General features: G+C 67.3%; 13 protein-coding genes. 6 read left to right on the top strand and 7 right to left on the bottom strand.

Annotated elements, in window-relative coordinates; translation table 11 throughout:
• The first annotated feature begins 12 nt into the window (after positions 1-12).
• Positions 13-429: a hypothetical protein gene (locus tag AVL48_RS15775; protein WP_061981839.1), complete on the top strand. Its 417-nt coding sequence runs from the start codon at positions 13-15 to the stop codon at positions 427-429.
• 53 nt (positions 430-482) lie between these two features.
• On the top strand, positions 483-1,205 hold the full coding sequence (locus AVL48_RS15770) for a DedA family protein (RefSeq protein ID WP_061981838.1): 723 nt from the start codon (positions 483-485) through the stop codon (positions 1,203-1,205).
• Between the two features lie 81 nt (positions 1,206-1,286).
• On the opposite strand, the gene AVL48_RS15765 is transcribed toward AVL48_RS15770, so the two are convergent.
• On the bottom strand, positions 1,287-2,675 hold the full coding sequence (locus tag AVL48_RS15765; protein ID WP_061981837.1) for an FAD-binding oxidoreductase: 1,389 nt from the start codon (positions 2,673-2,675) through the stop codon (positions 1,287-1,289).
• An 18-nt stretch (positions 2,676-2,693) separates the two neighbouring features.
• A complete protein-coding gene (locus AVL48_RS15760) occupies positions 2,694-4,178 on the bottom strand; it encodes an MFS transporter (protein WP_061981836.1) in 1,485 nt (494 codons plus the stop codon).
• A 90-nt stretch (positions 4,179-4,268) separates the two neighbouring features.
• Between AVL48_RS15760 and AVL48_RS15755 the strand changes: the two genes are divergently transcribed.
• Positions 4,269-4,796 carry a TetR/AcrR family transcriptional regulator gene (locus AVL48_RS15755; protein WP_061981835.1) on the top strand — a complete coding sequence of 176 codons (528 nt, stop codon included), beginning with the start codon at positions 4,269-4,271 and terminating at the stop codon, positions 4,794-4,796.
• An 82-nt stretch (positions 4,797-4,878) separates the two neighbouring features.
• Here AVL48_RS15755 and AVL48_RS15750 read toward each other — a convergent pair whose 3' ends face one another.
• Positions 4,879-5,301: a PPOX class F420-dependent oxidoreductase gene (locus AVL48_RS15750; RefSeq protein WP_061981834.1), complete on the bottom strand. Its 423-nt coding sequence runs from the start codon at positions 5,299-5,301 to the stop codon at positions 4,879-4,881.
• A gap of 234 nt (positions 5,302-5,535) precedes the next feature.
• Here AVL48_RS15750 and AVL48_RS15745 point away from each other — a divergent pair, with 234 nt between their 5' ends.
• The 3 genes from AVL48_RS15745 (at position 5,536) to AVL48_RS15735 (ending at position 9,141) form a co-directional block, all read left to right on the top strand.
• Positions 5,536-6,054, top strand: coding sequence for a MarR family winged helix-turn-helix transcriptional regulator (locus AVL48_RS15745; protein WP_061981833.1), 519 nt, complete (start codon positions 5,536-5,538; stop codon positions 6,052-6,054).
• Positions 6,055-6,058: 4 nt separating this feature from the next.
• Positions 6,059-8,323: an MFS transporter gene (locus AVL48_RS15740; protein WP_061981832.1), complete on the top strand. Its 2,265-nt coding sequence runs from the start codon at positions 6,059-6,061 to the stop codon at positions 8,321-8,323.
• Positions 8,324-8,469: 146 nt separating this feature from the next.
• A complete protein-coding gene (locus AVL48_RS15735; protein ID WP_061981831.1) occupies positions 8,470-9,141 on the top strand; it encodes a DedA family protein in 672 nt (223 codons plus the stop codon).
• On the opposite strand, the gene AVL48_RS15730 is transcribed toward AVL48_RS15735, so the two are convergent.
• The 4 genes from AVL48_RS15730 to AVL48_RS15715 form a co-directional block, all read right to left on the bottom strand.
• Positions 9,138-9,551, bottom strand: a complete 414-nt coding sequence (locus AVL48_RS15730; protein WP_034312409.1) for a VOC family protein — start codon at positions 9,549-9,551, stop codon at positions 9,138-9,140. The genes AVL48_RS15735 and AVL48_RS15730 overlap by 4 nt on opposite strands.
• A 184-nt stretch (positions 9,552-9,735) precedes the next feature.
• Positions 9,736-10,482: an SDR family oxidoreductase gene (locus tag AVL48_RS15725; protein WP_061981830.1), complete on the bottom strand. Its 747-nt coding sequence runs from the start codon at positions 10,480-10,482 to the stop codon at positions 9,736-9,738.
• Entirely contained in the window at positions 10,479-11,126 is a 648-nt protein-coding gene (locus AVL48_RS15720; RefSeq protein ID WP_061981829.1) for a nucleoside/nucleotide kinase family protein, read from the bottom strand. The genes AVL48_RS15725 and AVL48_RS15720 overlap by 4 nt, the downstream gene beginning before the upstream one ends.
• On the bottom strand, positions 11,123-11,992 hold the full coding sequence (locus AVL48_RS15715; RefSeq protein WP_082857664.1) for a PfkB family carbohydrate kinase: 870 nt from the start codon (positions 11,990-11,992) through the stop codon (positions 11,123-11,125). The genes AVL48_RS15720 and AVL48_RS15715 overlap by 4 nt, the downstream gene beginning before the upstream one ends.
• Between the last annotated feature and the right edge of the window lie 5 nt (positions 11,993-11,997).

Below are 11,997 nucleotides of genomic sequence, written 5' to 3'. Positions count from 1 at the left end.
AGAGGAGTCCGGATGAGCGAGCCCAAAGACCCGGAGAAGCTCCTGGCCGACGCCTTGCGCGCTCAAGCCGTCTTCGCGCCTTCCGCGGAGCGGATCACCGAGGCTTCCACCGAGAAACCGGTCGAATCGGACACCGAGAGTAATTCGGTCACCGAAGCGGCTCCGGTCGCACCCGAGCCGTCTCCGTCGCCGGGAGAAGGCGAGCTGCCCCTGCAATACGGGCTGCTTTCCGGCGCCGGCGCCGGCTCGCTCGAACGTGAGCGCGTCGCGTTGGAGGACGCGGAAACGGCCAGGCTGGCGGAGCGGCCGTCGCCACCTCCTGCTCCTTCGCCCGGCAGTGCGCCCCTGCCCGCGTACTGGGTGTTGCTGCTCGCCGTACTGCTGGGACTGGCGGCCGGTTCGGTGATCGGGCTGCTCACGCTCATCTGAGCCGCCTTCCCCGTCGGATCAAGCCACTCAGCGTCACCCTGTACCGTTTTGGTGTGATCCTGGCGCAGAACAACGTGACGACGATGGGGCTCCTGCCCGAGTGGCTGGACCCGATGCACCTGCTGAACGGGCTGACCGTCCCGGTCATCACGGTGCTCTGCCTGATCATCTTCATCGAGAGCAGCGTCTTCCCGGTGCTGCCCGGTGACTCCCTGCTCTTCACCGCCGGCCTGCTGATCGCCTCCGACAAGATCCAAGCCCCGCTGTGGCTGGTCTGCGTGCTGGTCACCGTCGCGGCGCTGCTCGGCAACCTGCTCGGCTATGGCCTCGGCTGGAAGGTCGGCCCCTGGCTGTTCCGCAAGCCGGACTCCAAGTTCTTCAACAAGAAGTACGTCGACCAGACCCACGCCTTCCTGGAGAAGCACGGGCCGAAGGCGGTCGTGCTGGCGAGGTTCGTGCCGTTCGTGCGGACGTTCATCACCTGGATCGCGGGCATCGGCAAGATGGACCCGAAGAAGTACTTCACCTACACCGTCATCGGCGGCATCCTCTGGGCCGCCGGGATCACCGCGCTCGGTCACCTGCTCGGCGACATCCCGTTCATCCGCGACAACATCGACGCGATCTTCATCCTGATCGTGCTGGTGTCGGTGGTGCCGATCGTGCTCGAGTACCTCAAGTCGCGCCGCGAGAAGAAGCACGGCGCCACCGCGACCGGCATCGTCGCCGACACCGCCGAGGACATCACGCAGCAGATCCCCCGGATCCGCGACTGACCCACTTGCTCGCCCCTGCCGTTCATGCAATGAAGGGGCCTTTCATCGCAAATTTTGCGATGAAAGGCCCCTTCATTGCACTCAGAGGGAGAACATCGAGCCCGGGTTGAAGAGGTTCCCCGGGTCCAGCGCCTGCTTGATCTGGCGGTGCACCTTGAGGCCCACTTCGCCGATCTCCTTCGCGAGCCACTCACGTTTGATCCGGCCGATGCCGTGCTCGCCGGTGACCGTCCCGCCCAGCGACAGGCTGACGTCCAGAATCGCGTCGAACGCCTTCTGAGCGCGGGCGAACTCGTCCTCGGAGTCCGGCGCGTAGACGATCGTCGGGTGCATGTTGCCGTCACCGGCGTGGCCGACGACGGCGATCCGCAGCCCCACCTCTTCGCTGATCCGCTCGCAGCCGGCGATCAGTTCGGCGATCCGGGTGCGCGGCACGCAGACGTCGTCGGTCAGCCAGACGCCGTACAGTTCCAGCGCGGTGAGCACGACCCGCCGCACCTGCAGCAGCATCTTGCCCTCTTCGAGATCGTCGGTGGCGTAGGCGAGATCCGCGCCGCAGTCGACGCAGATCTGTTCCAGTGCCGCGAGTTCCCGCCGCGCGACCTCGCCGCCGGAGTCGGATTGCGCGAGCAGCAAGGCCTTGCAGTCCGTTCCCGCGCCGACGTCGGTCTTGAGATAGGTCTCGGCGGCTTTGATGGACGTCGCGTCCATGATCTCCAGCAGCGACGGCACCAGCCCCTCGCGCACGACTCGCGCGACGGCTTCACCGGCGGCCTCTGTGCTGCTGAAGCCCGCGACGAACGTGGAAGGCAGCTGCGGCAACGGTTTCAGCGCCACTGTGGCCTGCGTGATCACGCCGAGCGTGCCCTCGCTGCCGACGAAGAGCCGTGCGAGGTCGTAGCCCGCGACGCCCTTCACCGTGCGGCGCCCGGTCTTCAGCACCGACCCGTCGGCGAGCACGACTTCCAGGCCCAGTACGGAGTCCGTCGTGACGCCGTACTTCACACAGCACAAGCCACCGGCGTTGGTGGACAGGTTGCCGCCGATGGTGCACCAGTCGTAGCTGGACGGGTCCGGCGGATAGAACAGGCCGTGTTTCTCCACCGCGTTGCGGAAATCGAGGTTCACCACACCGGGCTGCACGACGGCGAGCCGGTTGGCCGCGTCGATCTCGACGACCTGGTCGAGTTTGGTCAGCACCAGCATGACGCAGCCGTCGATCGCGTTCGCGGCGCCGGACAGGCCACTGCCGGCGCCGCGGGGCACGATCGGCACCCCGAACTCCGCGCACGCCTTGACCACGGCCTGCACCCCCTCCACATCGGACGGCAGCACCACCGCGAGCGGCTTGCCTGCCGAGGCCAGCGGCATCATGTCGCGCGAGTAGGCGTCCGTGACGTCGGAGTCGGTGAGCACCGCGGCCTTTCCCAGATGCTCACGGAGACGGGTGACCAAGGCTTCGTTGCTCATACCACCATCGTAAGCACATCAGATCCGCACTGCGGAATTCTTCTTCCGGTTAAGGAGAACGAAGGCCTGAACACCCGTATAGACGAGCACGACGACGCCTGCCCATGCGGTGACGTGCACCCCTTGCGTGAAGGCTTCACGAGCCGACTCCAGGAGCGCCTGCCCCTCAGCGGGAGCGAGGTGTTGCGCCGTGGCGACAGCGCCGCCGAGTGTGTCCCGCGCGGACTCGGCCGTGCCTTCCGGCAGGCCGGCGCGGTAGACCGCGGTCGCGACACTGCCCAGGATCGCGGTGCCGAGCGCACCGCCCAGCTCGAACCCCGTCTCGGAGATGGCCGACGCGGCTCCGGCGCGCTCGGCCGGAGCGGCCGAGACGACGAGGTCGTTCGTCAGCGTTTCCGACAGGGCGACACCGCCCCCGAGCAGTGTGAACGACACCACGACATAGGCGAGTCCGCCACCGGACGAGACCTGCGTCAACGCCAGAAACCCGACCGCGGCGACCAACAGACCACCGCTGACCAGCACGGAAACCCGGATCCGCTTCGCGAGCCAGGCCGCGAGAAGCGCACCGGCGACGCCGGCGGCCGTCGCCGGGAGCATCCACAGCGCGGCGACGACCGGGGCCAGTCCGAGCACCAGCTGCAGGTACTGCGGCACCAGGAACAGCAGACCGACCATGGCGAACACGCCCAGCATGTTCGTCACGACCGAGGCACTGAAGGCCCGGTTCGAGAACAGCTTCAAATCGAGCATCGGCTCGTCGAGGTGGTTCTGCCTGCGCACGAACACGACGCCGAGCGCGAGACCGGTCAGGATGCTGAGCGCGGCCTTCCAGGTGAAGCCGTGCTCGGCGATCAGCTTGATGCCGTAGACCACCGGCAGCATCGCGGCCAGCGAGAGCAACGCCGACAGCGGGTCGAAGCGGCCCGGCTTCGGGTCACGCGCCTCCGGCAGCACGAACGGTCCGACGATCAGCAGTACCAGCATCACCGGGACGTTGATGAGGAACACCGAACCCCACCAGAAATGCTCCAGCAGCCAGCCGCCGAGCACCGGCCCGACCGCCATCCCGCCGGAGAACCCGGCGCTCCACACGCCGATCGCGATCCGGCGCTGTTTGGCGTCGAGGAAGATGCTGCGGATCAGCGACAACGTCGACGGCATCAGCGTCGCACCGCCGACACCGAGCAGCGCGCGGGCGATGATCAGCATGAAAGCGCTGGTCGAGAAGGCCGCGAGCACCGAGGCGGCACCGAACGCGGCGGCACCGGCGAGCAGCAGCTTCCGGCGGCCGATGCGGTCACCGAGGGTCCCCATCAGCACCAGCAGACCCGCCAGCATGAACGAGTAGATGTCGACGATCCACAACTGCTCCGCACCGGTGGGTGCCAGATCCTCGGACAGGAACGGCAGCGCGAAGCCGAGCACCGTCATGTCCACGCTGATCAGCAGCACCGGAAGCACCAGTACCGCCAACGCCCACCACTGCTTGCGCCGCGCCATGGCGCACTCTCCTCACTAGATAAACCGTCTGGACGGTACAGTTACCGCCTCGTTCGAAGGTAAACCGTCCAGACGGTATAGTCAACTGATATGACCAGGCCCACGGCGAAGGAACGCATCCTCGATTCCTACGAGGAGATACTCATCGAGCAAGGCCCTGGCGGGATCACCCTCGAAGCCGTCGCCGCGCACGCCGGGGTCTCGAAGGGCGGCCTGCTCTACCACTTCGGCTCCAAGGAAGCGCTGGTCGACGGCCTGATGGAACGTCTCGCCACCTTGTCGGAGGAGGACCTCGAACAGGCGCGGAGCGCACCGGAAGGCGTCGTTTCCTGGTACCTGCGCACCGCCATCACCGACGTGACTCAGCGCAAACCACTGCACCGCACGACCATGGCGACGCTCCGGATCATGCTCAACGAACCACGGGTCTCCGAGGTCGTGCAGGTCTACAACCAGAAGGTCCACGACCTGATCAGCGAGCACGTCGACGACCCGCTGACCGCCGAACTGGTCATCCTGGTGGGCGACGGTCTCTATCTGCGGGCGGCACTCGGCCGAGACGACGCGAGCCCCCTGCTGAACCGGATCGACGAGATCGTCACCCGCATCCAGCACTGACGCCCTGCGCCCCTCACGCATTTCGTCCTCTGAATGCGGTCCTTGCGCGTACAACTACCGCATTCAGAGGACGAAACACGAGTCACATCTGGAGGCCGTAGACGCGCTCGATCGGGATGGTCAGCAGGACACGCTGCTCGGCGACCATGGCGTCGCGGAACTCGTCCCAGTCCGGATGCTCGCCGCGGGCCCGCCGGTAGTGATCCACCAGCGCGTCGACGGTGGCGTCGTCCCGGGCGGCGGCGGTCGGCGTCAAGACCGCGGGACCTTCGACGACGACGTAACCATCGCCGCTTTCGGTCGACACATGGAAGGTCGCCCTCGGGTCACGGCGGAGGTTCTTGGTCTTGGCGCGCGGCGCGGTGATCGAGATCAGGATCGCGCCGGCGTCCGCGTCGTAGAGGTGGTTGACGGTCGACAGCTGGGGCCTGCCGTCACGCTTGATCGTGGCGAGGGTGCCGAAGTTGCGGTCGGCAAGGATCGCGTAGAGCGCGGAGTCGGTCATGACTTCACCAAAGCGCGGCAGGTCTGGCTTGTTCCGCGATGAGCAAAAGCCCAGCTCAGCCCACCAAGCGGGATGAACCGGACAAACATGCACGAATAAATGTGCTTGCATGCGGCAACTAAAGTGTTGTCCGACACACAAGGTCACTTTCTCCTTGCGAAGCACTCTTGAGAGGAACATCCTTGCTCTAGGCAACTAGTTGCAGTGACCAAGCAACCGGCGAGAGAGACCACCATGACACCCACGACACCCGGCACCAGGTCGAAGGCCGACCTCGACCTGGCCGACACCCTCGGGCATGAGCTCGTGCGGCTCGTGCGCCTGGTCAACCGGGCCAAGTCCCAGGTGTCCAAACAAGGGCCGGACGGCATCGAGCGGGCCGCGTACGCGATCCTCTTCTGCCTCATCCACGTCGGTCCTCAGCGGACCAGCAAGCTCGCCGAGTTCCTGCACTCCGAGATCTCGACCATCAGCAGGCAGTCGAGTTCTCTCGTCCAGCACGGGCTGGTCGAGCGCCTGGCCGACCCCGAAGACGGCCGCGCCTGCCTGCTCGCACCGACCGCCGAAGGACTCCGGGTCTTCGAGGAGAACCGCAAGCAACGGAATCAGTGGCTCGCCGAGGTACTCGGCGATTGGTCCGACGCCGACCGGGAAACCCTCAACTCGCTGTTCCACCGGCTGAACGACGACATCGAAAAAACATCTCCACAGTTCGCCGACCCCGCGTCGGCGTCGAAGGCCAAGGGGGCCTGAAGCAATGAGTTCCACCGTAGAAAGTCCGCCAGCCATCCAAGAAGATGGTCCCCGGCTCAGTCACCGTCAGATCGTCACGATCCTGATCGGCCTGATGTCGGGCATGTTCCTGGCGGCACTCGACCAGACGATCGTGGGTACCTCGATCGTCCGGATCGCCAACGACCTCAACGGGTTCGACCTGCAGGCCTGGATCACCACGGCCTACCTGATCACCTCGACGATCGTCACGCCGATCTACGGCAAGCTGTCCGACATCTACGGGCGCAAGCCGTTCTACATCGCCGCGATCTCGATCTTCCTGATCGGCTCGATCGCCTCGGCGTTCGCGACATCGATGTACGAGCTGGCCGCGTTCCGCGCGATCCAGGGTCTCGGTGCCGGCGGTCTGATGTCGCTGGCGATGACGATCATGGGCGACATCGTGCCGCCGCGGGAACGCGCCCGCTACCAGGGTTACTTCCTCGCCGTGTTCGGTATCTCCACCGTGCTCGGCCCGGTGCTCGGCGGGTTCTTCGCCGACTTCGACAAGCTCGGCAGCGTCTTCGGCTACGACATCGCCGGCTGGCGCTGGGTGTTCCTGATCAACGTGCCGATCGCGATCGTCGCGCTGTTCGTCGTCGCCCGCGTGCTCAACGTGCCGCACCAGCGCCACGATCACAAGATCGACTGGTGGGGCGGGCTCGCGCTCGTCGTCGCCGTGGTGCCGTTCCTGATCGTCGCCGAGCAGGGCAACAAGTGGGGCTGGGGCTCGCAGAACGCGATCATCTGCTACATCATCGGTGCCATCGGTGTCGTGGCGTTCATCTTCATCGAGAAGCTGATGAAGGACGCGGCGCTGATCCCGCTGCGGCTGTTCAAGAACTCGACCTTCACGGTCGCGATCATCGGCGGCGTCATCGTCGGTGTCGCGATGTTCGGCGCGATCATGATGATCCCGCAGTACATGCAGGTGGTTCAGGAGTTCTCGCCGACCGAATCGGGTCTGCTGATGATCCCGCTGATGGCTGGCATCATGAGTGGTTCGATCATCTCGGGCCAGATCACCAGCAAGACCGGCCGCTACAAGGTGTTCCCGGTGGTCGGCACGCTGCTGATCGCGGGCGGCGCGTTCTTCTTCGCGCAGGTCGAGTACAACAGCGCGCTGTGGCACCCGCTGGTCGCGGCCGCGATCATCGGTCTCGGCCTCGGTGCCTGCATGCAGACGCTGATCATCGCGGTGCAGAACGCGGGCCCGCGCAGCGACATGGGCGTCTCGACCGCTTCCGCGACGTTCTTCCGGCAGATCGGTGGTACCGCGGGTGTCGCGGTGTTCCTGACGATCCTGTTCAACGTCCTGCCCGGCAACATCACCAAGGCGTTCGGCGGCAACGCGCCGACCGGACCCCAGGCGGCGGCGCTCGGTGACCTGCAGTCGAACACGAGCGGTATCGCGAGCCTGCCCGAGGCCATCAAGACCCCGGTGCTGATCGGCTTCACCGAGTCGATCACCACGGTGTTCTACGTGGCGGGTGCGGTCGCGCTGCTGGCGACGCTGGTGTTGATGTTCATGAAGGAGATCCCGCTGCTCGGCGGCTCGGCGCCCTCCGCGGCTTCGGCCCTCGAAGGCGGCGAAGCCCTCCTTGAAGAGGACGAGACGCCTGCCGAGAAGACGGTCGTGACCGCGCCTGTCGAGCCCGGCAAGCACGCGCTGACCAACGGGAACGGCAACGGCAACGGGGTGTTCCGGGCGGGATCCGCCCAGATCAGTGGGCACGTCCGCCGGGACGACGCCACGAACGTCGCGGGTGCGGCGCTGACCCTGATCGACCACAACGGCAATCAGGTCGCCAGGACGCACACGAACGAGAACGGCGTGTACTCGTTCACCGGCATCGTCGGCGGCCGGTACACGATCGTCGCCAGCGGTCGCTGGTTCCGGCCGGTCGCGGCGACGCTGACCGCCACCGGTGCCGGCGTGCTGCGCCACGACGTCGAACTGGTCAGCACGATCCTGCTGAGCGGGGTCGCCCGTACCGACGGGGACCGGGTGGTGCCGGACGCGCGGATCACCGTGCTCGATTCCGCGGGCGGCGTCGCCGCCGTGGCGAGGACCGACGCGGAGGGCAATTACACGGTCAGCGACCTGCCCGCCGGGACGTACACGGTGATCGCGAGCGGCTACCCGCCCGCCACCAGCCGGGTGGAGCTGCTGGGCGGTGACCAGGCCGAACACGACGTGCGGCTGAGCTACGACCAGGCGCTCGACGAACTCGTCGACCACTCCTGAGCCTGAGATGAAGGGGCCTTTCATCGCGAAATTTGCGATGAAAGGCCCCTTCATTGCGCTTGGGGGAGGCGTGACCGGGCCTTTCGGACACCCCGATTCCATGGTTCGGCCGCGTGTGGTTCGCCGAGTACACGTAGGCTCGCGTCGTGAGTGAGGTGTACACCGAGGCCGCGGGCATCGGCGTGAGCTGGCTCGACACCGCCGGGCCAGTGCTCGTCTGGGTGATCGTGCTCAGCTTCATCTTCGTGGAGTGCGCGCTGATCATCGGGCTGTTCTTGCCCGGCGACTCCCTGCTGTTCGCGGCCGGGGTCGTCCTCGCGCAGCACGGCTCCGACCTGAACGCGTGGCTGCTGTCGGCCGCCGCGCTGCTCGTCGCGATCCTCGGCAACCAGGTGGGTTATTACATCGGCCGGTCGACCGGGACGAAACTGATCGCGCGACGCGGTGGCAAGGTGCTGAACCGGCACAATCTCGACCGTGCCAGGGCGTTTCTGGACCGCAAGGGTTTCTTCGCCATCGTGGCCGCGCGCTGGATCCCGTGGATCCGCACGCTGGCGCCGCTGATCGCGGGGACCGCGCGGATGGATCCCCGCCGGTTCGCGCTCGCGACCGCGCTCGGCGGGCTGCTCTGGGTGCCGACGCTGGTGCTGCTCGGCTACTACGGTGCCGGCTTGCTGGACGAACTGCCGTGGGTCAAAACCGTCGCGCTTTGGGTCAGCGTCGCGTTCTTCGTGGTGGGCACGGCTTACGGCGTGATCCGCTATCGCCAGGAGATGCGGCGTCCCGCCGAAGACGTCGAAGACCGCGCGACGACCTAAACCTCCGGGTCGGCCCAGATCTCCAGCTGGATGCCGTCCGGGTCACGGAACACGATGACCGACGAGCCTTCCAAGGTCCGCGATCCCTTCGACGGCGTGTAGACGACCCCGTATTCCGAGAGCCGTGCTTCCCACTCGGCCAGTTCCGACCGCGACGAGACCTTGAAGGCCACGTGGTCCAGACCGGTACGCCGTTCGTCGAATCGCGGCCGCTCGGTGTCCTGGTGCTCGACCAGCACCACCGCGAAACCCTCGCTCGGCGAGCGCAGCACGACCTTCCGCAGACCCGTCTCGGGGTCTTCGCGACGCGTGAACTCCTCGAGTTCGAGCACTCGGGCGTACCAGGGCACGCTCCGGTCCACGTCGGTCACGGTGAGTGCCAGGTGGTGCACAGACATGAGCTTGGACATCGGGGATGACCGTCCTGATCAAGAAGCTGGGGACGCCACCAGGGTGACACAGGCGCATCGGGCGTCGAGGTGATCCGCCGACTTCCCACATGAATCGTGATATCGGCCGGGAAACAGTGTTGAAACGTGGCTGAACCGCACGCGGACCCGATATCGCCCCGTGACCGCTCCGTGGCCCGGGTCGTCAACGCCCGCCGCCGACGGTCAACACCGTCCCGGTGGTGTACGAGGCGGCCGGGGAGAGCAGCCACAGCACGGCTTCCGCGACTTCGCCCGGCTCGCCGGCGCGCCCCATCGGAATGGTCGGGGCGATCCGTTCCATGCGGTCGGGCAAACCCGCCGCGGCATGCAGTCCGGTATGGATCATCCCCGGTGCGACCGCGTTGACCCGGATGGATTCTTTCGCGACTTCTTGCGCCACGCCGTAGGTCATCGTTTCGACCGCGGCCTTGGTCCCCGCGTAGTGGACCCATTCCCCGGGTGATCCGGTCCGCACGGCGGTGGAGGACACCGTGACGATCGCGCCGCCCTCGCCGCCGTACCGGGTGGACATCCGGCGGATGCCCTCGCGGACGCACAGGAAGACGCCCGTGATGTTGACATCGACCACGCGACGGACGACGTCCACGTCGTACTCGTCGAGGCGGCCGGGGGTGTTGCCGGTGATGGCCGCGTTCGCGACCACCCCGGCGAGCGGGCCGAGTTCGACGGCCGCGTCGAACAGGCCGATCACGTCCGTTTCGGAGGCGACGTCCCCGCGCCGGGTGATCGCCTGGACGCCGTGCCGCCGGACGCGCGAAGCGACGTCTTCGGCCGCTTCGGCGTCGCCCGCGTAGTTGACGACGACGTCGTAACCGCGCGCGGCGGCCAGTTCGCAGACCGCCGCGCCGATGCCCTTGCTGCCGCCGGTGACGACGAGAACACCACTCATATGGCGAAGTTGACCAGCGGCAGGTTCTCCAGTACCAGGTCGGCCCGGCTGCTCGTGGACGCGATCAAATCGGCGTTGCGCTGATCGGAGCCGAGCGCGCGGCGACGCGCTTCGACCAGCGAGCGGCCGTAGCGACGGTGCCGGGAGACGAGCCGCTCGATGCGCTCCGGCTCGTCCGGCGCGAGGAACCACGACTCGGCGAGGATCGGCTTCACCCCGCTCCACGGGTCGTCCTGCAGGAGCAGGTAGTTCCCCTCGGTGATGACCAGCGGGACGTCCGGGGTGACGGCGACGGCGCCGGCGATCGGCTCCTCGATCTCACGACGGAACTCGGGCGCGTAGACCGTTTCGCGGCCCTCGGCGAGCCTGCGCAGCAGGTGCACGTAGCCGGCGGCGTCGAAGGTGTCCGGCGCGCCCTTGCGCTCCACACGGCCGAGCCGCTGCAGTTCGACCTGCGCCAGGTGGAAACCGTCCATCCCGACCACGGCCGCCCTCGTGCCCAGCGCCTTCGCCAGCCCCCAGGCCAGTGTCGTCTTACCGGAGGCGGGGGCGCCGACGATCCCGAGCACGCTGCGCTGTCCCGGCTTCGCCAGCGTCTGAGCCCTGCTCAACAGGTCCTCGAACACCGATGGCATGGCTGTCATGGCAGTCCCTCTCCCATCTTCGCGACCGAGGCCGTCCACGACCTCGGTCCTTCATGCCGCACCCGTTCGGCGGCCACCTCGTTGGCGAACCCGATCCAAGCCTGGAGACCCTCCACGCCCCGGGCGACCGCGTACGCGAAAGCCCCGTGCCAGACATCGCCGGCGCCCAGCGTGTCACGCGCCTGGGTGACGGGGACGGGGACCGCGCCGGATCCGTCCGCGGTCGTCCAGCGCACCGGTTCCGGCCCCGCCGTGGTGATCACGACCGGTACGCCGTACGCGCGAGGATCATCCCCCCGGTAGAGGGATGAGCACGCGGCGATGTCGACCAACGGCAGGAGTTCGCCGAAGACCGGCTTCCAGCTCCCCGCGTCGAGCACCACCGGCACCTTCCGCTCCCGCGCCCAGCGCGCCAGGTGCAGAGCGATTTCTGGATGGTGCCCATCCAGGAGGACACACCTTGGCATTTCGTCCTCTAAACGCGGTAGTTGCGCGTGCAAGGAACGCATCGAGAGGACCGAACGCGAGGAAGCGTGGGCGTTGCGCGAGACGACGGTGCGCTCGCCGTCGGACTCGCGGACGACGACGGCGCTGATCGCGGGCGGATCGGGCTGGCCGGGATCGAGATCGACGAGGTCGACGCCGTGCGCATCGAGGTCGGCGCGGGCGAGTGCGGCCAGCGGGTGCGCACCGGCGACCGTCAGGAGCGTCGCCTCGGCGCCGAGCGCGGCCACGGTCACCGCCGCGTTCGTCGCCGGCCCCCCGGCCGCGACGTCCATCGACAGCGAACGCACCTTCTCACCCGGTGCCGGGATCTCGGCGACACGCTGAACCTGGTCGACGGTGCACAGCCCCGCCAGCAGCACTCTCA

This window comes from Amycolatopsis regifaucium (assembly GCF_001613935.1).
Taxonomy (GTDB): Bacteria; Actinomycetota; Actinomycetes; order Mycobacteriales; family Pseudonocardiaceae; genus Amycolatopsis; species Amycolatopsis regifaucium.
This window is presented reverse-complemented; position numbering and strand designations above follow the sequence as displayed.